Consider the following 20,275-nt stretch of genomic DNA (forward strand, 5'->3'; position numbering starts at 1 on the left):
AGAAGTGTTGGTGTCGGCCGGATTTGGGGGTGGGGCGGTGGCGACGTCACCCATGTTGCCTAGCATGCTCACAGCGCGGGTGTGCTCCGGGCTCGCTTGCAGCGAGGTGTGCTCCGCGAGCGCAGCAGTAACGCCCGCTTCGGTCTGATAGAGAGCCATCCCATGGTACTTCGCAACTATGACTTCGGCCTGGCCGGGCAGTCTTGAGGTTGAGATCTCCTCCTCTGCCTCGCTTACACGCTGACTTTGAGCCGCTGTGGTCTGTCGAATGGCGGCAGCGATCTCGCCAGCGGCGCTGGCCGCCTTCACATGCCATTCATTGACCGTTCTCACTTCTTCGGCAATCCGCGACCCTGCACTGTGCGCCTCGTCAAATCCTTTGGAATCGGCGACGCCTCGAAATAGGTTGTTGTTGCGCGTAATTTCCTGGTGGACGCCCTCCCACTTAGTGGCTTCCGCCTGGTGCATCTGTTGAACACCATCCCAGACCGTAGCGTCCGGCGGCACCATCTCAGGTGTCACGACCAGGCGCCCGTGCAACCCTCCCGTAGCTGGCATTTACCGGAGCCCGCACGCACTTGTAACCGGATCTACCAAGCTGTTCCCGCGCTGCACCGCTACTTCCGCTGCATCCCACGACCTTTGAACCAAAGCATGCAACTCATCGAGACTAGCGGTAATCCATTGCTGAATTGGTTCGACAACTTCGTTCGGTGTGGCGGGCGATAGCTGAGTGCGGAGGTAGCTCAAGGCCGCGACCCGCGTTCGCTTTTCGTCAAGAAGCGCACCAGCGCTGGTAGGAGCTTGGTAGTCCCGATTCATACCGAGTGCAGAAGCGCTAGCTTTGCTTGCTTGCGCCGTAATGCGTGCCGCTCTATCCCACGCGGAGCAAGCGGTGTCTTTGGCGGCCTGTATTTCACTGGAGCTGTACGCCGTTGGGGGTGATGGCTCAACGTTCACGGTGCGCTGTGCGGGATGTGGGGGTGTGATCAAGGCCATCGCGGTGACCGTCGCTGCGGCGGCCGCCAAGGCTAAAGCGCCTGCAGAGACCAGCACCCCGGCGCGTCGCCGCCGACGCGCCGCACGCTGAGCGGGTGGCCCACCCGCGTTTCGGGAGGGAGGTGTGGTCGGCCCATCGGTATGAGGGGTCTGCTCAGCGGTTGACGTCGCGTAAGTAGTCATGTGCGAAGCCCAGGGGGCAGAAGCGTTAATGCCTGCCTGTTCTCTTCATCGATTCCGTCAAGGTGCTGGACGGCTTCACTTCTGAGCCGATACAGGGCTTCGATCCGCCGGGTCGCGTGCGCTGCAAGCGCTTCGCTGGTTGCCTGGTTCTCTGCGACTGCTGCCGATAGGCCTGCCCACATTGCCCCAGCGGGGGCGCATACTGCACCGGCCGAGGTGCCTGAACTTCCTATGTCCGCCGCTGCTGATGCCGCGACAGCAGAACCTGAGCTATTAAGGCTCTGTGCGGCAACGGTTTCAAGATCTAGCGGCTTATTCACCGAAGGCATGTGCGTGTTCCCCTCATCTGCAGGCGGCGGTAATTCGGCCCATAGCGGTCTGGCTTTGCTGTGCGGGTAGGTTGCGGTCCTGGCCGCTGGTGTCGGCGGCCAGGACGGCGAGCGTGGCATCGATGTAGTCGCCCATCGGGTCGGCGATCTCGCGTGGTGTGGCCGGCGGGGTGTGCAGGCGCAGGTACTCCATTTCGACCAGGACCACAGCTTGCTCGTTGGCGAGTGCGGCTCGGTATTCCGGGCTGTCGCGGTTGGGTAGCGCCGCTACGAGCGGAACCGAGGCTTCGTAGACCGCGGCGACCACCGACTTAGCCGCGGCGCACGCCTCGTCGCGGGCGGCGCTGACTTCCTCGGAGCTGTAGCTGGGTGCAGAGGGCGTCACTGACGTGGTGACCGGCGCTGGATCGGGTCGCGTCCACGCGAGAGCACCCATCACCACCGCCGCCAGCGCAAGCACGACTGCGCCACCCGAGAGCACCCACACCGACTTCGGCGTGCGTTCACGCGGCGCGGCGGCCGGCGGCGGCATGAAAGGGGCTGGATGGGGTGGCTGAGGAGGCATCACACCGGTGGGGGTGCCCGGGGGGCCGCCCATGGGCTGGTGCTCAGGTCCGCGAGGAGGGGCCCACGGCGAGCCGGGACCCGCTGCAGCGGGTCCGACCTGCGGTGACGTGCCCTCATTCATGCATCAACCGTAGCGCCGATAGCCGACATGTGGCTACCGGCACGGCCTGATTCGCCATAACCGTCTAGGAGCGGGCCCTGCATTACTGGAGGTTGTCGAGCAGCTTGGCAGCCTCTCTGGCTGCCTCTTCTGCGTTCTGCTCGATGACTTCACGCTCGGCGTAGGCGTCGGCAACCGCGGCCTGCAGCGTCGTGCTGATCACCCGCTCGAGTCCCTCATTTGTGTAGCGGGTCGTGCATCCTGGGGCCAGCGACAACGACATGAGCCGCCCGTGGTGATTGACCGACAGCTGGACGTCACCGTCGGCGCTTTCCATATGCACGTCGATGCTGGCCCACTTCTTTCGAAGATTCCGCAGGGTCTGCTGAACGCGCTCGATCGTCGCGACGTTGCGGGCGACCAGCTCGGCGTCCGATTCGTAGGCGGCCGGGCGGGCACCGTTAGGTGCGGCCGCCGGCTTCGCGGCGGATCCGTAAGCTGCGGTCATTTCGCATCCCCTTCGGCGTCGGGTGGCATCGTGACGCGGCGACGCGGACGACCGGGCGCAGCTTGGTCACTGGGCCCCGCTTGGGTTGCGGCGTTGTCGACGGTGGCGGTTTGGCGGCGCTCGACCTCACCTTTGACCGGTTCTCCGTTCGGAATGGAGGGGATCACCACCGTCTTGTCCGGTGGTGGCTTCTCCCGGTCGCCGCCTGCGCCGCCGCCAGCGCCCATGCCGCCCATCATGGGCGGAATCATTCCCATGCCACCCATGCCGGCGCCGGCCGGTACGGGTGAGCTGGGCGGGCTCACCGCTCCGCTGGTCGCGGGCAGGACCGGCGCGCCGGTGGGCGCCGATGCAGCGGCCAGCGCGCCACCGCCTGGAGGCAGGGAGGTGTCGAGCCCGGCCGGCTCCATGCCGCCACCGCCACCGCCACCGCCTCCGCCGCTGCCTAGACCGCCGCCGAAGTCAGAAAGTCCCGCGTCGTCGAGAGCGCTATCGAGCCCGAGGTCAGGTTTCTCCTGCAGGCTCGACGCCGCTCCTTGCATGACCTGCTGAGCGGCGCCCATGAGCTGCTGCGGAACACTGGTCACTGCGCCCATGGCACCGCCGAGAGCACCGGCCAGCATTGAGGGGACCATCGCCGCCATCGGCAGCATCTGCTGCATCGGGTCACCACCCATTGGTGAGGCGCCCTCTGCGCCGGCCAGCAGGGGATCCGCTGCGGGATCGGCCAGCGGGTCGGCCAGGGGATCTCTGCCCGCGGTGGCGTCGCCAGTCGCGGCGCCGGTATCCGACGATGTGCCTGTGCCGGGCTGATCTTCGGTCTCGCCGGGCTTGCGCTCCCCTGGTTGTCCGGCCCCTTCGCTGGGCGCGCTGGCCCCGTCGTTCACGATGTCGGTGACCACCGGCGGCGGCGGCGGAGCCTGGGGCAGCTCAGATAGGTGATAAGACACCCCGGTCGTCGTGGCCTGGGTATCGAGCTGTTGCAGGTGATTGCCATACCGTACGAACTGGTCTGAACCCATGAGGCCGCCGGTCTGCATCATCAGCATCTGCGCCCGAGTGAGCGACTGCCGGGTCTCGGTGAACTGCTGGGTTCGCGGAGTTTCCTGCTGGACGCGATCGAAGCGGCCACCGTGATCCTGCGCCGCTTGTGCGACCGTGGCGGAATGGGAAGCCATCTGATCGGCCCACGACGCGAATCTATTCAGCGAGGCCATTAATTGCGGTCCGGTCCGCCCAGTGATGCCTGCCGCGACGGCGCTCTCGGCATTGCGGGCGGCGACAGCACAGGCTTCAAAGGCGCTCTGGTAGGCACAGCACGCGCTATGAAACGTCGCGCCGGTACTGCTGCTGCCCGCCTCGATCAGCCCAGCGGTCGCCTCGCCGGGGCGCGGAGCCATCGGCGCGATCGGCGTCTCAGGTGCCACCGCGTCGGCCTTGACGGCCGCCGGGGTCGCCGCTCCACCCACCGGTCCCGCAGGCCCACCGCCCACAACCAGCGATGCTGCGTTGGCGGCGTCGATTTCAGCCATGTTCGTGCTCACCGCCGCCACGGCCTGCGCGGCAGCAGTCAGGACTGCCGCGCCGTCCAATGCCCGACTGGACAGCACTCCCCCATGCTCGGAGAGGCGGGCCGCCGCGGTGGTCGACACCTCGTCTGCCGCCAACGGGGCGTGAACGGGGGGTGCGGCAGCCAACGCCGCCAGACTGCCGGCGGCCGAGGTCATCGTCGCCGCGACAGTGGCCATCCCGCCGTAGGACACATCAAGGCGTGGCCCCCCACTGCTTGGCATGTCTCGCCCCCTTAAAAGTCGATCGTCATCGCGAACGCGGCCACCTGGTCCTCGGTGGGCAGAAATGAGCCCACGTTCTCCACATGGTTGCCTTCCATCTCCAACCGCAGCGCCAACTGCGATCGCAGGTAAGCCAGGGTATTCAGTCGGATGATCCTTGCCGCCAACTCCTCGTCGGCGAGATCCATCGCCTCCGGCTCCAGCTGCACCCCGACTGAGGCGCCCTGACGGTCGACAGAGACGATGATGGATTCATCGTGGCTGGTCGCCTCGAAGACCTCCACTGTTGTCTGCTGCGCGGACTCCAACACCAGCCCCCTAAGTATCGGACGGACTGATCGTCACGCGCGCCCGGTTCTCGGCCTCGACCCGCTCGTACTCGGCGGCCGAGGCCAGCAGGGCATCCCGCATCTGCTCATGACGATGCTGCTCGCTGGCCAACGCAGCGTCGCGTCTAGCCGCAACATCGTTGACCGACGCCTTGACCTGGTGATACAGCGGACCCAAGGTTTGCGCCTCGGTCGTCATGCGCTCATTGTCGGCGCGGGCAGCCACGATCTGGTCGATGGCCTGCGCGTGCACCTCAGCGCGACGGCGCAGCTCAGAGGGATCGACCTGTACAACCACACTCATAATTTAACCCCGTTCGTCTGTGGATGCGGACACCTATTGAGCCCCCGCCAGCACGGTTGCTGCCGGACCTGCGGGAGCTGTCTGGACCTGCGGACGTGCCCAGCCCAGGAAATTCGGCCCGGTCGGCATCTCCTCAACAGGGGTGACTTGTCCGTTCAACCAGACCTTGCCGTCGCCCAGCGCCATCACCCGGTGATCGGTGAACTGGGCATAGTCCATCAGCTTGAGCTGACTGGGCGAGACCGGCTCGTTGACCGGGGCGCCCGGAGGAAGCACCGTGATCTGGGCCTGCCCCGCCGCGTCGTCGAGACTGGCGCCTTCGAGAACAAGGCGGCCTGCATCGGCCAGCTGCGGGCTGTCGGCGGTGACGGTCGACCCATCGGGCAGCTTCACCGACACGTCGGGCCCGGGCTGCGCAGGAGGAACCTGCCCAGTCTCGGCGGCTACCGGTTGAGGCTGCGCGCCATCGGCGGGCTTGGCCGCAGCAGGCTCGGTCGCCGACGCACTCTCGTCCTCGTCGGTGGAGGCCGCGTCGTCGGCCGTCTCCTCAGCGCCGCCCGGCCCGGGACTCTCGGATGTGGCCGCCAGCGGATCATCCTTGAGCGCCTCGGCGGGATCTTCAGGAGTGCGCGCGGCGGCTTCCTTGATCGCGCCGCCGATCGCACCGCCCAGGTCGCCAAGCCCCCCTCCCCCGCCGAAGCCGCCGCCCATGCCGGGCATCATCGATCCCATCGCGCCCGGGAGCCCAGACAGTGCACCCATCGCCGGGCCGGCCAGCCCACCAAGGCCCGCCATCAGCGGATCGGAGGCCAGCCCGCTCAACAGTGGATCACTGGCCAGCGGGTCACCGGCCCCTGTACCAGCGTCCGCCGGTGCCGATCCGCCCGCCGAACCGCCTGTGCCGCTACCGGTTTGGCCGCTGCCGCCCGCCGGGGCCTGGTCCGTGGAGGAGCCGGTACCCGTGCCGGCCGAATCCTTCACCGCGTCATAGCGCTGGTTGAGCGCCTCGAGCACTTCGGCCTTGGATTCGGCGTCCATACTTTGAGATGAGACGATGCCCAGGATCTCCTGAGTCTTGCTCTGCAAGAAGTCATTCAGCTGCTGCTGCCCGGCAGGGGTATCCAAAGTTGGCCCCAACTTGTGAATTTGGTCCACCAGTGCCGACTGCAGCGCCCGCAGCTGCGCCTTGCCCTCCTCAGATCCTGTCTTAGCGCCCAACACCGCATCCACGAGTTCCTCGTCGGCCTCGGCCAGCGCGGTCGTGTTCTTCGCCAACGCGTCATCAACACGCTGAGAGGCCTCCGCAGCGCGACCCGAAAATCCGTCATCAGCCGGAGCCGGGGTCTGGCCGGGCGCGGCTGGTGGGGCATCCACACTGGCAGGCACGGTCGCCGGCGGTGCGCCAGGCGGGTGAACGAGCTTTCCCCCGTCGAACAGCGTGGGATTGTCGAGCCGCAGCGCCCCCAGGTACTTGTCATCGAGGTTTGTCGGCAGATCCCTGTTGATCAGCCATTCCTCGGGATGGAACTTCGCACGCTGGTACATGTCGTTGAGCGCGGCGAAGTCCGCGTCGTTCAGTGTTCCGCGCCAGTCGGGCTTGAAGCGCAGGATGTGGTCGATGGCCGCGACGACCTCGGCCGCAGTGGCCATCAGCGGCCACCAGCTTCAGCGCCGCCGCAGCACGAGGCAGTCCTGTCGGCGACAGAGACCTGCTGACTGGGCGGCGTGCCCGACAGCTGATCAGCTGCGTCGGCGAGCATTGCAGCCAGCAGATGCGCCACCAAAGAGTTCATGAATCGGACGATAAGAGCGCGAGCCATCAAGGGTCCACCACCACAGCCACATTCGCTGGCAATCTCGGTGCCCGAGACCTCACGATCACGATCTGGTCTCCGATCTTCGGCGTGTCGGTGGCTTTTCTGAAAGAGCGTGCGTAAAGATCTGCGCACCGGAATGTCGCACCCACTCGGGTCACGACCAGCGTGTCCTGGCGGTTAATCCGCCGCTTGCGTGCGAAACTTCGGTCAGTACCACCAGCAACAGGAGGCGCATAAGTCGCAGATTTGCGACTTATGCGCGATGCCGGGCGACCATGCCCGGCCCGACATGGTGGAGAGGAGTGAGCACTTTGACCGCATCGGAAACGGCCCAGTCGGCCAGTTCACGGGGCCGACCACATCTCGGTCCGCGCACTGTCGTCACCGCTGCGCTTGGGCCCGGACTGGAGCGACTGGTCGATGGTGCCCGGGGCACGTTGGATCGCTCGCCATTTCTGGCCGACCTGTTGTCCTGGCATGTTGGGCGAGCAGACCTCATCCGCCATCGCCAACTCGCTCTCGCACTGCAAACTGGCAACCCCGACGCCATCGTCCCGGCGCTCTCCACCGGAGGAACCAGGCATTGCACGGTGCGCGTGCATCCAGCCGTCGCCGCCGAACTGGTGATACGCGCAAAGGAGCTTGGGCTACCTCGTGCGGTTTACAACGCGCATGCCATCGCTGAGCTGCTCGGCTCAGCGACCATGCCTGTCCCAGCGACGACAGAGGAGGGTCTGCCCTTGGCGATGTGACCAGTCTCAGCGCCCCGGGCCAAACGTGCTCAGTTCTGTCGTGGGTGACAGGCCCCGGCGCAATACGCCCACATCTTCATAGGCGCTAAACAGCCGCCAAAAACGACTGTGCCCCCCGGCGGCAACCGGAGGGCTGGTCGTGGCTAAAGCGCCACTTCCCCGAAGGGACTGTCTTCGATGGACAGCTCTCACGGTAGCGCATGCATTGACACGGGTCCAGATCTGCGCACCGTGTTTCTCCGTATGTCCACCCCAGCTGTGGACAATTCGCCGCGCTCGTATCGCGGCTGCAGCACGACGGTGCGTCGACGCGGCACCATCCGCACAACCCCGGTCGCCGACGTCGTGGCTATCCGCCGCGGCCGCCGCATGGCCGGCCGCGAGGTGCCCTCCCCTACCCAGTTCGTCAACCTCGAAATCGAGCCCGACGCCCATTCCGGCGTCGCGTGCTGGAGCGGTGGCCCCACACGCTGGGCACAGGTCACCGTGGCGTGCGCCTACGACCAGCAATACCCGCAGATCCGTGAACAGATGACGGCCCCGGTCTCCAAGCGCGCCGTGGTGACCATCGCCGCCGAAATGGCCCGCTTCGCTGACCGCAGCACCGGGCGCAACTGCCGGCCGAGCGTGGCGACGCTGGCGACACGGACCGGTTTCTCGGAACGCACGGTCCAGCGGGCCCGTGAGTGCCTGCGACTTCTTGGCGTTGCGACCGAGGTGGTACGCGGCCGCCAGCGCACATATGTGGAGCGGATGGCGTCCTGGCGGATGGGTGATCGGTCCCGTGGCTGGGCCTCAGTCTGGGCGCTGCATGACAACCAGCAGGTCAACCGGGTTATCCACAAACTGACACCCCATCTGGAACGGTCCCCACTTAGGACGGCTATCTCACCTTGGAAGAGACTGTTTACTACCCACGCGGGCGCCGGGGGCGCCCGGCAAGGCGTCGCTACGCGCCGCCGAAGCATCGACCACCAGGGCCAAGCGCTAGCGAGGCGATGGCGGGCACATCCCAAGGCTCCTCCGTGGTCGAGTCAGTACAGCACGGCAAGTTGGGCTGCGCTCCTGGCCGCGCCGGCACGTGCAGGCTGGACTGCCGAGGACCTCAACGGGGCGGTGTCGGACTGGCTCGTCGGAGGGCACCGCATTCCCGACTCTCCGTCACGGCCGATCGGGTTGATGGGCGCGATCTTGGCGGCCTATACCGCCCACAACGAACTCTCGGTGCGCCCCACGGTGTACGTCGAGGCCGCCGCAGCCGCGGCCGCTACGGAGCGAGCTGAGCAGCGTCGCCGCAGCGCAGAAGATCACGAAGCGCACGCCCGGGCCCGCGAGATCGGCCGCCAGGCCTTGCACGGCCCAGGACGCGCAGAAGTCGCCGACGTGCTTGCTGCGATCAGAAAGCGCAGGGGGCATCGATGAGACCTGGTCCTCCGCCGAGGCCAGCAGCTGAGGCCTTTACGCAGGTCACAGCATCGCCCGGCTCGTCTGCATCCCCGCCTCCTATCGTTCTGGCCACCGACAATTCCGACGAAGGAACTCCGAGTGCGAACACAATTTTTTGTCACCGATGGCCCGCTGGCCACAACCATGTCCGAGTGCTCGGAAAGCTACTTCCGCGAACACCTCGCGGCAGGCACCGGCGGTGTGCGCGTGGTGCGCCGCGGCGGCGTCACCGACCTGATCGCCGGCAGTCGCTATCTTGATGCGGGAACCGCCATCCGCCCCGAAGTCTGTGGCGGCGCGCTCCAAGTGATCTATCTTGGGTGTGGTCGTCGTCGAATACGACGACTGGACCGGCTACGACACCCTCACCGCGGCGGACTACCCCCTTGGCGCCTGATGCCCCTGGGTGGCGGCGACTGACGGCTTTGCGGCCGGCCGTGCGCCGTCCAGGGCCTGGTGCTCGTCGGTGCGCTCGTCAAGCACCGCCTTGGCGGCATCGCGAATCCGGGCCACAGCGTCGTGGCGCAGCCCCAGCTGTTGACCGATCTGGCGAAGCGGCAGCGACGGCTGGGTGTCGTGAAGCATGCGCAGCGCATCGGCGATCTTGGCAGTGGGATGCGACAACATCTGGCCGCGTTCATGAATCGCCGCGGCCACCGCATCCCAGCGCTCGAGGCGCTCGGCCGCCAGAGCGAGCGCCTCGTCCTGTCGCTGGGCTCTCTCATCAGGGCGCTCGTAGGGCGTAAAACGCCACAAGATCGAAAGTGCGTGAGTGACAAGGACGAGCGCTATGGGCGGCACGCACGCAATCGCGGCGGCACCCCAGGAACCCAACGGTTGGTCAGGCAGGTTGGCGTTGGGCAGCATCGCGTGCACTGCGTTGCCTGCCACACTCACCGCGGCGCCCGCCCCTAGGAGAGCCCAGAAGTAGCGTCGCGGCCCCCGCTGCTCGGGATAGGCCGAGAACGCCACCAGGGCCATAGTGGCAAGCACAATCGTGCCGTCCACGATCACCGGCCACAGCCACGCAAGCCTTCCCGGCCACACTGTGCGAGCCGCCAAGTCGGCCAACGACGAGAATGACAGTACGAAGCTCAACGCGGCGATGAGCACCGTGATGCCAACAGCGGTCGCCCGCGTCATGCGGACGAGGGACAGCCGCGCAGCCTGTTGCGCCCGGCGGTCGCGGGCCGGCTGCGCTGCCGACATGTCGACGGCCGTCGTTTCCCTCGGAGTTGGGAACGGTCGGCTCGTCGCGACCTCGACCAAAGGTTCGGCGCTTCCAGAGGCGTCGCGCGCGGCGTCGGTAATGAGTGCTGTCATCGCTTGCCCGCCTCCATGGCCCGTGAGTTGGTCACCGAACAGCAGCCTCGGAGCGGACATGTACTCGCAACAATCGCGTACCGGGCTGCCATAGGGCAGCATTCCCGACAGGCTTCTCAACTGTCCACGACCAGAGACGGATTCGCGAAGGCCCGCCTCAACTCAAGCCTTTCGTGGCAGGTACCGCAGAGCCACTCCCCCAGCGGCGCTGCCAGCTGCGTAGTCCCGAACGTGATAACTGACCTAGGAGGCCTTCACGGCCTGCGCGGGGGCGTCATCGTGATCGCAAAACTCGTGCGCCCGCTGAATCAGATCTTCGACCGCCGGGGCGAGCAGTTCGGCAACCTTGACCCCTTGAGCCTCGGCATATCGTGTGAGCGCTGAGTGGTCCTCTTCGCTGACGCGTTTTGCAACAAGCTTGGACGACGCGCGGTTCTCCCGGTGCCGCCAGTTGCGACGCCGCCCGGTCGTATCCTCACCCGCACTGATGTCTGCCATCAGACGCTCCGCTCAGTCGTCCCCTGCACGTGCACACTGCCCTGAGCAGGGATTACAAGATTCCAATAACAGAATATCAGTAACAAGAAACCCGTAACAGAAATCCTGTAATAGCATGTCAGGCGTGTCGTACGCACAATCGGCGAGAGTGCAGAAGCTCTCCACGGTCGTGTTCGGACAGAAGCATCGACTCGCCACCATGGCAGCGATTGCCCAGGGCGATGGCCTCGTCAACCCCACCGACCTCGCGATCGAACTGGGCTTTCCTGCGCAAAGCGCCGTTCAAATTCCGCTTCGAGACTTGGCAGAAGCCGGCCTCATCACCCGCCAAGACGGGATGGGGCGCGTGTACTACCGCAGAAATGCCCACCCGATTTGGGATGCGGCACTGGAACTACTGAAGGCAGCACTGGTCGAGGAAGCTGCCGCCGACCCGGTGTCCTAAGCTGCGCTGCGTCAGCGGGGAATCTCGCAAACGTGCGAGGCCGGGCCTTTCCGCGGGGCCCGAGAAGCCCACCTCTACGGGACTTCGATGTCGGCACCGCGGCCTACGTCGTCGCCCGGCGCCGCTCCCCTGCTGCCAACCTTCGAGAGTCCACCCTCATGACCTCCCCAACACTGAAAGTTTCAGCACTCCCCCAGTCGCGGCGTCGGCGCGTCGCGCGAGCGGAAGGCGCCCGGCAAGGGGGATCGCCAAGGATGGCTCCGCTGGCCGCTCGGTCCGCCGCCCCGTCACGCCTCCCTCATCGGCGTGCGAGCCAAGTCGCCGAGCGAGAACCGAAAAGGTGGCCGCTAAACCGCGCGACCCCGAACCGGAGTCGGGCAGCCAAGGCCCAGTGTTGGCAGCCGCCCGCTCCCCCGCGGCGTGAGCCGGTATTGCCGGGCATGCGCCCCCGACGCGAGCCGGCTGCGCGACGACTCCAAGGGAACTATCAATGGCACGCACTCCGTTGGATCGGGTGCTCGCCGCAGTCCAGTTTTCCGCGGAGAACACTGGGCCGCCACCCAGTTTTCCGCGGAAAACTGACCTATACTCGCTGGTCACAGGCACTCTGGCGGCTTGTGGGGAAGCTCGAGGTGCCGGGTTCCCCGTCGAAGGTCAACGAGCACCCAACCCCAGTTTTCCGCGGAAAACCGCGATTGTTACTAGCTCTTACGCGTGTCGCCGCAGCGATTTAACGGGCCCGCCGTAGTCTCTCAGACGTCTGTTCCCAAGCCGCCGCATTCGCGGCTCCGATACGTTCAAGGGACCTCAAACGCAATGACACGAGTAGTCACACTTCTCAACCAAAAGGGCGGTGTCGGGAAGAGCACCGTTGCCGTCAACCTCGCTGCAGTACGAGCGGAGCACCTCAGTCAGGGTCTGGCCGACGACGCCGAGTCCCCCGTCGCCGCGATTTCGATCGACCCGCAGGGGTCCGCTGCGTGGTGGGCAAACCAAGTTGAAGACCTCCCTTTCCACCTCATTCAGGCGCACGACGATCCACTCGATTGGCTCGCGCAGCTCAACAATTTGCCCACCATCGCGGAGGTATACGTCGACACCGCCGGCTGGTTCGATCTGGACCCCGACGGGTCTGGAGACGGCCTTGGCTCTGGGCACTCCGCCGATGCCCTCAGGACCGTTCTCGACGTGAGCGACGAGGTGCTCGTTCCGATCTTGACTGAGCCGCTCTGCTTCGACCCGACAGCGCGAACCATCCGCAAGATCCTCGAACCGAGACAACTTCCCTACCGCGTCTTCATCAACAACCACGACAGCCGCGATGGCACCTACTGGCTCAACGAGACGAAAGAATTTGTGCGCGGCCGCGGCTGGCCCCTAGCCGAGACCGTGATTCGCCACTACAAGATTCACACCAACGCCTCCAATGAAGGTGTGGTTGTGACTCAGTACAAGAAGACGGGTAAGGCGGCGATCGCAGCTGCCGACTTCTACAACCTGGCCGATGAGCTGATGTCGACGGGAGTCCACTGATGAGCCGCGGGGGAGTCAAGAGCTTCGCCGGGCTGGCAGAAGCGGTCGGCGAGAAGTCCTCAGTTGACGGAGCGGGAGCCGCTTCCTCAATCATCCCGAGGGCCGGCCAATCGCGCTCAGTCCCGCTGCGCGAGCTCGTGGGAAATCCGCACAACCCGCGCGACACGCTAGGAAAGCTCGACGAGCTGGCCTCCATCGTCGATCACCAGTTGCAACCGGTTGTCGTAGTCACCAGACACGCATACCAGCAGCTGTATCCAGACACCGCGATAGATGCGCGCTGGGTAGTCATCATCGGCAACCGGCGTCTCGCCGCGGCGCACAAGTTCGGCCGGCCCGAACTGGATATCGTCATCAAAGACGACCTCGCCAAAGATCGGGCGACCCTGCTCACCGCCGTCATTGCAGAGAATGTCGACCGGTCCGGGTTCGACGTCATCGAAGAAGCCCGTGCCGTAGAGAGTCTGGTGGGGGAGTACGGCAGCGCAGACGCCGCCGCTGACCACCTCCACAAAAGCAAGACGTGGGTGTCCCAACGTCGAGCACTCCTCAAGCTGGCCCCGGAGCTGCAGGAGGCGACCCGTCGCGGCGATCTGGCAATACGCGAAGCCCGCGACCTGGCGCGCGTGCCTCTGGAGCAGCAGGTGGCCCGATGGAAGAACAGCCTGTCAGACGCTGACGCCGACGAGGCAAGCAAGGGCGCAGACGCGAGCGAAAAGGACTCTTCGAATGAGAGGCACCGCCGCGGGGAGGCTTCACCTACCCAGACGCGCGCAGTAAGCCGAGCGCTTCGGCGGTTCGACACCGATCCGCATGCTCTCGCAGTTGCACTACATGGGCACCTCGGCGATGCGGGTTCACGGACTCTCGTGAGTCAACTCAGGAAGCTCGTAAAGCAGTAGCGGTTGGTCAGCCGCACCACAGCGCGCTCCAGCCGCCCCGCGGCCGCCTCAGTTTTCCGCGGAAAACTGACCACCGGAATGTGTTGTTCTCCGCGGAAAACAGCGCGCCGCCGGGGACACGTGTTCGGATCTGGATTGTCGAGTAACGCTGTGTGTCAACACTTTTGGGTTCCTGATCGACCCCATCGGATACCAATAGAGGCGTCGCGCCACAGCGCGGCCACCGGCGGCGGTCGGCCGCCTCTCGGACAGCACCGACGAGCCATGACGGCCCGGGGAACTGGCGGACCTATCGGAGCCCAACTTGGCGGTCGACATCCGCAATCGGGGCGGCGACGGCGCGACTCAGTCGGCGGCGCGAGGCAGCGCAACCCGCTTCGCTGCCGGGTTAACCGAGCCGGGCTCGCAACCTCAATGTGGGGTTGGTGGTGGTCGTTGGTGCTGGTGGTGGGTGATACTGCCGGTCATGTCCTTGCAGGGCCTGGTTGATGCCACGGCGACGGCGCTCGGTGGTGCCCGGGAGCTGTACGGTCAGGCTGCGCAGGCGTCGGGGCTGCCGTCGACGAGCGGGTTGCAGAGCCTGAAGACCGATCTGAGGGCGTCGGTGGACACGGTGCCGGCGACCTGGCGCGGCGCTGGGGGAGAGGGGTACAAGCTGACCGGCGGCAACGGCGTCGCCGCGTTGGACAACGTGGTCGGTGCCGATGCTCGGGTGGGTCCGCAGGTGGTGGCGGCTTCCAACGAGTCTCGTGATGGCCGGTCGGGGATGAACGGTGTGGTCAGCGACACCCGGGCCGGGGTCAATGCGATCGCGCCGAGTACCGACACCCCAGCGGGTAAGACGGTGCTGGTCAATCACCTGGAAGGCCAACTCGACCGCGCCAAAACCCTGCTCACCCGCTCGCAACAACGCGGCCAGATGCTGGCCACATTGATCCGATCCGCCGGCTCCGGCTACGGCGGCCTCCCGATGGGCGGCGGCGGCATGCCGATGGGCGGAGGCATGGGGATGCCGATGGGCGCGATGGGCGGCGCGATGTCACCGCTGGGCTCGCTGTCCGCGCTAAGCGGGTTGACCGGCAAAATCCCAGGCCTGTCGGGCTCCTCGTCACCGCGACGGACGGCCTCCACCCGCGGCGCCGTCCCGGCATCGTCGGCAGCCAAGATCCCGGTGGGAGAGGTCAGCTTCGCCGGCCGAGGCACCTTCCCCAAGGGGCCAGCGGCGATGTCGGAGGCCATCTACGCAGCGCTGGACGCTCGCGGTGTCACCGACCCGGTGGCCCGGGAGAGATGGCACGACGGCTACATGACGCTTACGGGCCGCGAGAGCGGCCACAACGCCAGCGTCGTCAACCTGTCTGACTCCAACGCCCACGGCACCCAGATGTCCGATGGCGCCCCCGCGAACAGCTCGCGCGGCCCAGCGCAGTGCATTCCCAGCACCTTCGCCGCCTATCACCAGCCGGGGACCTCGACGAGCATCTACGAACCGGTCGCCAACATCGCCGCCTCGATGAACTACGTGATGGAGCGCTACGGGGTCGATCCTGATGGAAGCGATCTCGGAAAAGTTAGCCAAGCTAATTCAGCAGCAGCTCCGCGCGGCTACTGACCGAAATCGAGCGATTTTGGGGTTGGTGGTGGTCGTTGGTGCTGGTGGTGGGTGATACTGCCGGTCATGTCCTTGCAGGGCCTGGTTGATGCCACGGCGACGGCGCTCGGTGGTGCCCGGGAGCTGTACGGTCAGGCTGCGCAGGCGTCGGGGCTGCCGTCGACGAGCGGGTTGCAGAGCCTGAAGACCGATCTGAGGGCGTCGGTGGACACGGTGCCGGCGACCTGGCGCGGCGCTGGGGGAGAGGGGTACAAGCTGACCGGCGGCAACGGCGTCGCCGCGTTGGACAACGTGGTCGGTGCCGATGCTCGGGTGGGTCCGCAGGTGGTGGCGGCTTCCAACGAGTCTCGTGATGGCCGGTCGGGGATGAACGGTGTGGTCAGCGACACCCGGGCCGGGGTCAATGCGATCGCGCCGAGTACCGACACCCCAGCGGGTAAGACGGTGCTGGTCAATCACCTGGAAGGCCAACTCGACCGCGCCAAAACCCTGCTCACCCAGTCTGAACAGCGAAACATCGCGATGGCGAACATGATTCGCGCCGCTGGTGGCGGTTACGGCGGCCGCCCGATGGCAGGCGGCATGCCGATGGGCGGAGGCATGGGCATGCCCATGGGCGCGATGGGCGGCGGATCACCAATGAGCGCCTTAGGCGGCCTCGACGGTCTCGGCGGCCTGTTCACCCCGATCGCCAAAACGGGTCGGACCGGGAGATCACCGTCCGGCCAACCCGGGGCGGCCAATGCTGTGCCGGGCATGCCGGGGCTCGACCGCCCCGGGCTGGCCAACGAGTCTCGCCTGCAGAAGTACACCCGCCGGCTCAGCCGCGCGATCACTGCCGCCTTCCCTGAAATCACCGACATCGGTGGGTACCGCCCGGATGCGCTCAAGTGGCACCCCTCAGGGCTGGCCATCGACGTCATGATCCCGCAATGGGATACCCCCGGTGGCAAAGCGCTCGGCGATCGCGTGGTGCAATTCGTCCAGGCCCACGCTCAAGAGCTCGGGCTTGATCACGCCATCTGGCGCCAAACTCAGCACAACGCTGACGGCAGTTCCTCGGGAATGAGCGATCTAGGCTCGGCCAACGCCAATCACTTCAACCACGTCCACATCGCCAGCATTGGCGGCGGCTACAGCGGCTACTGAACCCGATCGGCTCGCGAACTGTTACCCGAGCGATTCTGCGGCCTTCTGGATAGATTCGCGACTTTCGTGCACCTCACGCATGACGGCGATCGCGTCATCGAAGGATTCGGCGTCGGGCAGGCTGGCCGCGATCAGAGTTTCCAATTGCCGCATATTCGCATCGAGCGCGTTGAGCGCCGCAGCGCGTGTGCCCGGATCTCTCAGCTCGCTGGTCAGTACCTCCAGACACACCGAGGTGATGGCCACCACGGCCGAGGCGATCGAGAGCGCTTGACCGTACTGCGTGGCGCTGCGCATCCCACCGGCTGAGGCCAGACGCTGTTGGAAGGCTTCAGTGCGATCCGGGCCGGTGTCGCGATCGCGCGGCGGGATCTTCGGCGGGGCTTCGCCATCTCGGATGGCCTGGAAAGTGCCGCGCGGCCACTGCAGCGCGTCTTCAAGTTTGGGCACGGTGCTTACTCGAGGAGGGCCGGCGCCACGTTCGAGCCTGGTCGCCGTGCCGAGTGACACCCCGGCCAGCTCAGCGAGCGCTCGCTGGGATAGCCCCAGTTCAGCGCGGCGACGCGCAACGCAGTCCCGCAACCTCGCCAGGGAGGAATCGAGGGCATCGCCGCTGGCAGGCGCGGTTTGGCCCGCCTCGCCGTCGATGTCGCCGTCCACACTCAAAGTGAACCACATGCAGTCTCAACAGACACGTATCTGACTACGTGCCTATTCCGCAGCTATGACCCCGTGCCGAGTCAGACGATTGCGCCATAGATACACAACTAAGGCGCAATATGTCCGCCGGCGTCGACCACCTACGACGAATTTTTTGGGTCGGCCGAGGCCGGCGAGGACGTCAGCGCCCGCGGTGACTAGAAGTCCGTATCTGCAGTTAAAGGCTAATTCATCAGCGAAGGTTGCGGCCTGGCTGGTGTGCGGAATCGTCCAGCTGTCGGCGTGCGCGTCGGACAGTTGAAGATTTGTGCTGCACAGATGCGTCTGAATGGGGTTATGATCACCAGATGCTCAATAAGGGCACAACTAAAGACCAAATAACGCCCAACTCTGGAGGTGGCATCATGACGCATCTAGTGGCCAATCCGGTCAAGATGGAAATCAACGGGCTGTGCAACTACTCGGCAGATCCAGAGGACTGGTTCGACTACCGCAAGACCAAGCAGTGCAAGCGGATCTGCGGCAACTGCCCGCTGCGGCAAGCGTGCGCCCGCACGGCCCTGGCGTTGGGGGCCACCGATGGAGTGTGGGCCGGTGTTGATCTGCCCGGGGAACACGCCACGGTCGAGGAGCACGAGGTTGCCCGCCGGCAACTGGCCATGGTGGTCGCTGCCATGGATCACCAGCCTGAGTCCCACCGCCTGCGCTGCCTGGCGATCCGGGAAGCGATGCATAACGCCGCGTTCCCAGGTGCCGGAGCCTTCGTCGCGGAGACCGCCAGTGCCTAGTTCGGGTCCGAGGACCTGCACCAACCGGATCCTGCGGGACTACCTCGTCGCTGCACTGCGCTGTTCGGCGGACCCGCTGACCACAACGCAGCTACGCCAGGGAGCGCCGACCGTAGCCGTCCAGGGAAGCGCGCGCCCGCTGCCGCCGACCCAGGAGACCATCTACCGGCTGCTGCGCAGCCTCCAAAACGACGGTGTCGTCACAACGATCGAAACAGCCGACTGTCGACGCGCCTGGGTTGCGGCCGCCGACTCGGCCGCCATCCGTGAAATTGCCGCCCTGGATGCGCTATTCACTGCGCCCAGCGCCGCAGCCGCTCATCGACCTTCGAAGTTCGATCCATGCCGGCGACGCCGCTGACCGCAGAAGTGCTCGCCGCACTAGAGCGCATCGGCTGCCCCGTCAGCACCACGGACGTGATGCGGTGGCTCAACCGCGACCGGGACACTCCGCTCGTCGTCGACCAGGTGTATCGCGCCCTGGAGGCGCTGCGGGCCCGCGGCGCCGTGCAGCGACTCAAGACGGCGAGCAACAAGCGGGTCCGCTACTGGACAGTCGCCGCCGGCGGAGGCTGCAGCTGCGGAGCAACTCAACGAGGCGCGTCATGACGGACACCGGCGCCCGTGACGAGGAAGCACTGTCGCTCGCGGCCTGGCTGCGCATCCTGCTGTCCGGGCGGCCACACCAAGTCATCGGTGACGACCCCACCAACCCCTATCTGCTGCGGTGGTTCCTGATCCCGCGAAACCCGATCGTCAACATCTACCGGCACCGCTTCTGCCAGTCCGATCCCAGTGTCCCGCACGATCACCCGTGGCATTTCGCCTCCCTCGTGCTGCACGGACGCTACCGAGAAATCGGCGAGCACCGCACCATCGTGCGCCGACCCGGATCGGTAGCTTTCCGCCGTGCCAGTTCCCGGCACCGAGTGGAGCTGCTCGGTCGCCCCGTCACGACGGTGATCATCACCGGTCCCCGTTGCCGGCGATGGGGCTTTTGGTGCCCGCGACCGGTCGGAGCACCCGCGTTCGTTCTTTGGCAGCAGTTCGGGTCCGGCGGATGCGGTGAGTACCTCACCTTCGAGAACCCAGAGACGAGGAGCCGGACCGGATGATCACCAGCATCGACGCGAGTCGCCGAACACCGCCCTGCCCCCAGGAACAGCAGCGTCCGGCCGAGGCGCCCGCCCTCGTGCGGGTGCTCATCATCGGCCGTCGCCGACGCGCACTGTGCACATGCGGCTGGGTCGGCCGGTGTCGGCTGCTGCATTGCCGCAGCGTTCTAGACGCGCTCATGCACGCAGCACATTTCGGATGCCAGCCCGCTGTGCCGCTCGTGGACGTCGACATCGGCCGCCGGCCATGACGCCAGGGGTGCCGATGGGCATCAACGATCGGCGGCTACGGGCGTTCTTCGCCGTCCGCGGCTACCCAGACCCCGCCACTGTCAGCCAGGAGAGGACAATATGGGCCGCAACAGAGCGCCGGACCCGAACCAGCCGGATCTGTTCAGCATCCTCGACGAGGCAGGCGGTGACGGTGATCGATCCGGAGATTCTCAAGGCGGTGCAGACCGTCTACTCGACCGATCTGAGCCTGCCCGAGGAATGGACCCCGCAGCGTCGCAACGAGTTCCTGACGGCCGAGGCGGACAAGATCAGCTCGATGGCGGCCAGCATGGCCGAGGAACTCTGGGAGAAAGCCATCGCGGTCTGGAGCCGCCAGCGCAACGGCCAGACCCCCAATCACGCGACCAAGGTGGCGCTGCTGCAGGCAGCCCGGGCGCAGGCAGCGCAGACGGTGCTGAACAACGAGTTGTACGAGCTGATCGAGACCGACGAGAACAGGCCGGAGTGGGAGGCCCCCGACCCGACACCGGACCCAGCGCACCTCAGCTGGGAGCAACGGTGGACGAACCCGGCTCATCAGAGCGAGCCCAGCGAGGACCTCGAAGCGCTGATCGACCGCCTGTGGCCGGCCCCGGACTTTTCGGGTCCGTTTCGGATCAAGGCGGGATACCTGACGTCGGCCCGGGCCGAGGACGGCCTGGCACTACCCGCCCACCCCGAGGACCCTTTGACCGCCGAGCTGGCGCAGATGATCTACCGCGACCTGCGCGCGGACGGGCTACCCGAGCGGTAGGCCCCCAGGTCTCCCTGTTCGACGACCTCGCCGACGAGCAGGCCGACGACGCCGCCCCCGCAGTCGGCGCAGACCTCAGCACCGAGCCACTCGCAG

At 66.2% G+C, this 20,275-nt stretch carries 23 protein-coding genes; 13 read left to right on the forward strand and 10 right to left on the reverse strand.

Annotation, left to right across the window (positions count from 1 at the left end; all coding sequences use genetic code 11):
• Positions 1-1,524 precede the first annotated feature (1,524 nt).
• The 7 genes from G6N42_RS31410 to G6N42_RS30250 all read right to left on the reverse strand — a co-directional run bounded on the left by G6N42_RS31410 (position 1,525) and on the right by G6N42_RS30250 (position 6,905).
• Positions 1,525-2,199 carry a hypothetical protein gene (locus G6N42_RS31410; protein ID WP_232076838.1) on the reverse strand — a complete coding sequence of 225 codons (675 nt, stop codon included), beginning with the start codon at positions 2,197-2,199 and terminating at the stop codon, positions 1,525-1,527.
• An 82-nt stretch (positions 2,200-2,281) separates the two neighbouring features.
• Positions 2,282-2,686, reverse strand: a complete 405-nt coding sequence (locus tag G6N42_RS30225) for a YbaB/EbfC family nucleoid-associated protein (RefSeq protein WP_163738787.1) — start codon at positions 2,684-2,686, stop codon at positions 2,282-2,284.
• Entirely contained in the window at positions 2,683-4,479 is a 1,797-nt protein-coding gene (locus G6N42_RS30230; protein ID WP_163738790.1) for a hypothetical protein, read from the reverse strand. Before G6N42_RS30230 ends, G6N42_RS30225 begins: the two co-directional genes overlap by 4 nt.
• An 11-nt stretch (positions 4,480-4,490) precedes the next feature.
• Positions 4,491-4,790 carry a DUF2694 domain-containing protein gene (locus tag G6N42_RS30235; protein WP_163738792.1) on the reverse strand — a complete coding sequence of 100 codons (300 nt, stop codon included), beginning with the start codon at positions 4,788-4,790 and terminating at the stop codon, positions 4,491-4,493.
• Positions 4,791-4,797: 7 nt separating this feature from the next.
• Positions 4,798-5,112 (reverse strand): type VII secretion target, encoded by a 315-nt coding sequence (locus G6N42_RS30240; protein WP_163738796.1) that lies wholly within the window; start codon positions 5,110-5,112, stop codon positions 4,798-4,800.
• Between the two features lie 33 nt (positions 5,113-5,145).
• A complete protein-coding gene (locus G6N42_RS30245; RefSeq protein ID WP_163738799.1) occupies positions 5,146-6,762 on the reverse strand; it encodes a DUF4226 domain-containing protein in 1,617 nt (538 codons plus the stop codon).
• On the reverse strand, positions 6,762-6,905 hold the full coding sequence (locus tag G6N42_RS30250; protein WP_163738802.1) for a hypothetical protein: 144 nt from the start codon (positions 6,903-6,905) through the stop codon (positions 6,762-6,764). Before G6N42_RS30250 ends, G6N42_RS30245 begins: the two co-directional genes overlap by 1 nt.
• A gap of 326 nt (positions 6,906-7,231) precedes the next feature.
• Here G6N42_RS30250 and G6N42_RS30255 point away from each other — a divergent pair, with 326 nt between their 5' ends.
• From G6N42_RS30255 to G6N42_RS30265, 3 genes are all read left to right on the forward strand, one after another.
• Positions 7,232-7,681, forward strand: coding sequence for a hypothetical protein (locus G6N42_RS30255; RefSeq protein ID WP_232076840.1), 450 nt, complete (start codon positions 7,232-7,234; stop codon positions 7,679-7,681).
• A gap of 243 nt (positions 7,682-7,924) precedes the next feature.
• On the forward strand, positions 7,925-9,103 hold the full coding sequence (locus tag G6N42_RS30260) for a helix-turn-helix domain-containing protein (RefSeq protein ID WP_232076842.1): 1,179 nt from the start codon (positions 7,925-7,927) through the stop codon (positions 9,101-9,103).
• Between the two features lie 123 nt (positions 9,104-9,226).
• Positions 9,227-9,547 carry a hypothetical protein gene (locus tag G6N42_RS30265; protein WP_163738804.1) on the forward strand — a complete coding sequence of 107 codons (321 nt, stop codon included), beginning with the start codon at positions 9,227-9,229 and terminating at the stop codon, positions 9,545-9,547.
• Here G6N42_RS30265 and G6N42_RS30270 read toward each other — a convergent pair.
• Positions 9,506-10,450: a DUF2637 domain-containing protein gene (locus G6N42_RS30270; protein WP_163738807.1), complete on the reverse strand. Its 945-nt coding sequence runs from the start codon at positions 10,448-10,450 to the stop codon at positions 9,506-9,508. The genes G6N42_RS30265 and G6N42_RS30270 overlap by 42 nt on opposite strands.
• A 243-nt stretch (positions 10,451-10,693) precedes the next feature.
• Positions 10,694-10,948: a hypothetical protein gene (locus G6N42_RS30275; RefSeq protein ID WP_163738810.1), complete on the reverse strand. Its 255-nt coding sequence runs from the start codon at positions 10,946-10,948 to the stop codon at positions 10,694-10,696.
• Positions 10,949-11,063: 115 nt separating this feature from the next.
• Between G6N42_RS30275 and G6N42_RS30280 the strand changes: the two genes are divergently transcribed.
• The 5 genes from G6N42_RS30280 to G6N42_RS30300 all read left to right on the forward strand — a co-directional run bounded on the left by G6N42_RS30280 (position 11,064) and on the right by G6N42_RS30300 (position 16,589).
• The gene (locus G6N42_RS30280) at positions 11,064-11,393 is read left to right on the forward strand and encodes an ArsR/SmtB family transcription factor (protein ID WP_232076845.1); all 330 of its coding nucleotides are present in this window, start codon (positions 11,064-11,066) and stop codon (positions 11,391-11,393) included.
• A gap of 816 nt (positions 11,394-12,209) precedes the next feature.
• Positions 12,210-12,926, forward strand: a complete 717-nt coding sequence (locus G6N42_RS30285; RefSeq protein WP_163738814.1) for a ParA family protein — start codon at positions 12,210-12,212, stop codon at positions 12,924-12,926.
• On the forward strand, positions 12,926-13,828 hold the full coding sequence (locus G6N42_RS30290; protein WP_163738817.1) for a ParB/RepB/Spo0J family partition protein: 903 nt from the start codon (positions 12,926-12,928) through the stop codon (positions 13,826-13,828). The genes G6N42_RS30285 and G6N42_RS30290 overlap by 1 nt, the downstream gene beginning before the upstream one ends.
• A 466-nt stretch (positions 13,829-14,294) precedes the next feature.
• Complete coding sequence (locus tag G6N42_RS30295) at positions 14,295-15,440, forward strand: lysozyme family protein (protein ID WP_163738820.1); 1,146 nt, start codon at positions 14,295-14,297, stop codon at positions 15,438-15,440.
• Positions 15,441-15,506: 66 nt separating this feature from the next.
• Positions 15,507-16,589, forward strand: a complete 1,083-nt coding sequence (locus G6N42_RS30300; protein ID WP_163738823.1) for a VldE C-terminal domain-containing protein — start codon at positions 15,507-15,509, stop codon at positions 16,587-16,589.
• 21 nt (positions 16,590-16,610) lie between these two features.
• Here the strand turns inward: G6N42_RS30300 and G6N42_RS30305 are convergent, their stop codons facing one another.
• Positions 16,611-17,267: a helix-turn-helix domain-containing protein gene (locus tag G6N42_RS30305; RefSeq protein WP_163738826.1), complete on the reverse strand. Its 657-nt coding sequence runs from the start codon at positions 17,265-17,267 to the stop codon at positions 16,611-16,613.
• A 386-nt stretch (positions 17,268-17,653) separates the two neighbouring features.
• Here G6N42_RS30305 and G6N42_RS30310 point away from each other — a divergent pair, with 386 nt between their 5' ends.
• From G6N42_RS30310 to G6N42_RS30330, 5 genes are all read left to right on the forward strand, one after another.
• Positions 17,654-18,037 carry a WhiB family transcriptional regulator gene (locus G6N42_RS30310; RefSeq protein WP_163738829.1) on the forward strand — a complete coding sequence of 128 codons (384 nt, stop codon included), beginning with the start codon at positions 17,654-17,656 and terminating at the stop codon, positions 18,035-18,037.
• A gap of 342 nt (positions 18,038-18,379) precedes the next feature.
• Positions 18,380-18,646 carry a hypothetical protein gene (locus G6N42_RS30315; RefSeq protein WP_163738832.1) on the forward strand — a complete coding sequence of 89 codons (267 nt, stop codon included), beginning with the start codon at positions 18,380-18,382 and terminating at the stop codon, positions 18,644-18,646.
• Positions 18,643-19,152: a hypothetical protein gene (locus G6N42_RS30320; protein WP_163738835.1), complete on the forward strand. Its 510-nt coding sequence runs from the start codon at positions 18,643-18,645 to the stop codon at positions 19,150-19,152. Before G6N42_RS30315 ends, G6N42_RS30320 begins: the two co-directional genes overlap by 4 nt.
• Positions 19,149-19,403, forward strand: a complete 255-nt coding sequence (locus G6N42_RS30325) for a hypothetical protein (RefSeq protein WP_163738838.1) — start codon at positions 19,149-19,151, stop codon at positions 19,401-19,403. Before G6N42_RS30320 ends, G6N42_RS30325 begins: the two co-directional genes overlap by 4 nt.
• A 14-nt stretch (positions 19,404-19,417) precedes the next feature.
• Positions 19,418-20,179, forward strand: coding sequence for a hypothetical protein (locus tag G6N42_RS30330; RefSeq protein WP_232076847.1), 762 nt, complete (start codon positions 19,418-19,420; stop codon positions 20,177-20,179).
• Positions 20,180-20,275 lie beyond the last annotated feature (96 nt).

The sequence above is a fragment of the Mycobacterium gallinarum genome (genome assembly GCF_010726765.1).
Taxonomy (GTDB): Bacteria; Actinomycetota; Actinomycetes; order Mycobacteriales; family Mycobacteriaceae; genus Mycobacterium; species Mycobacterium gallinarum.

Excerpts from the sequence above, each read along its gene's own strand:
- G6N42_RS30285 (WP_163738814.1), top strand. The coding sequence starts at position 12,210 with ATGACACGAGTAGTCACACTTCTCAACCAAAAGGGCGGTGTCGGGAAG.
- G6N42_RS30270 (WP_163738807.1), bottom strand. The coding sequence starts at position 10,450 with ATGACAGCACTCATTACCGACGCCGCGCGCGACGCCTCTGGAAGCGCC.
- G6N42_RS31410 (WP_232076838.1), bottom strand. The coding sequence starts at position 2,199 with ATGAATGAGGGCACGTCACCGCAGGTCGGACCCGCTGCAGCGGGTCCC.
- G6N42_RS30260 (WP_232076842.1), top strand. The coding sequence starts at position 7,925 with ATGTCCACCCCAGCTGTGGACAATTCGCCGCGCTCGTATCGCGGCTGC.
- G6N42_RS30280 (WP_232076845.1), top strand. The coding sequence starts at position 11,064 with ATGTCAGGCGTGTCGTACGCACAATCGGCGAGAGTGCAGAAGCTCTCC.
- G6N42_RS30240 (WP_163738796.1), bottom strand. The coding sequence starts at position 5,112 with ATGAGTGTGGTTGTACAGGTCGATCCCTCTGAGCTGCGCCGTCGCGCT.
- G6N42_RS30325 (WP_163738838.1), top strand. The coding sequence starts at position 19,149 with ATGATCACCAGCATCGACGCGAGTCGCCGAACACCGCCCTGCCCCCAG.
- G6N42_RS30305 (WP_163738826.1), bottom strand. The coding sequence starts at position 17,267 with ATGTGGTTCACTTTGAGTGTGGACGGCGACATCGACGGCGAGGCGGGC.
- G6N42_RS30275 (WP_163738810.1), bottom strand. The coding sequence starts at position 10,948 with ATGGCAGACATCAGTGCGGGTGAGGATACGACCGGGCGGCGTCGCAAC.
- G6N42_RS30230 (WP_163738790.1), bottom strand. The coding sequence starts at position 4,479 with ATGCCAAGCAGTGGGGGGCCACGCCTTGATGTGTCCTACGGCGGGATG.
- G6N42_RS30300 (WP_163738823.1), top strand. The coding sequence starts at position 15,507 with ATGTCCTTGCAGGGCCTGGTTGATGCCACGGCGACGGCGCTCGGTGGT.
- G6N42_RS30310 (WP_163738829.1), top strand. The coding sequence starts at position 17,654 with ATGACGCATCTAGTGGCCAATCCGGTCAAGATGGAAATCAACGGGCTG.
- G6N42_RS30290 (WP_163738817.1), top strand. The coding sequence starts at position 12,926 with ATGAGCCGCGGGGGAGTCAAGAGCTTCGCCGGGCTGGCAGAAGCGGTC.
- G6N42_RS30315 (WP_163738832.1), top strand. The coding sequence starts at position 18,380 with ATGCCGGCGACGCCGCTGACCGCAGAAGTGCTCGCCGCACTAGAGCGC.
- G6N42_RS30295 (WP_163738820.1), top strand. The coding sequence starts at position 14,295 with ATGTCCTTGCAGGGCCTGGTTGATGCCACGGCGACGGCGCTCGGTGGT.
- G6N42_RS30320 (WP_163738835.1), top strand. The coding sequence starts at position 18,643 with ATGACGGACACCGGCGCCCGTGACGAGGAAGCACTGTCGCTCGCGGCC.
- G6N42_RS30250 (WP_163738802.1), bottom strand. The coding sequence starts at position 6,905 with ATGAACTCTTTGGTGGCGCATCTGCTGGCTGCAATGCTCGCCGACGCA.
- G6N42_RS30225 (WP_163738787.1), bottom strand. The coding sequence starts at position 2,686 with ATGACCGCAGCTTACGGATCCGCCGCGAAGCCGGCGGCCGCACCTAAC.
- G6N42_RS30245 (WP_163738799.1), bottom strand. The coding sequence starts at position 6,762 with ATGGCCACTGCGGCCGAGGTCGTCGCGGCCATCGACCACATCCTGCGC.
- G6N42_RS30330 (WP_232076847.1), top strand. The coding sequence starts at position 19,418 with ATGGGCATCAACGATCGGCGGCTACGGGCGTTCTTCGCCGTCCGCGGC.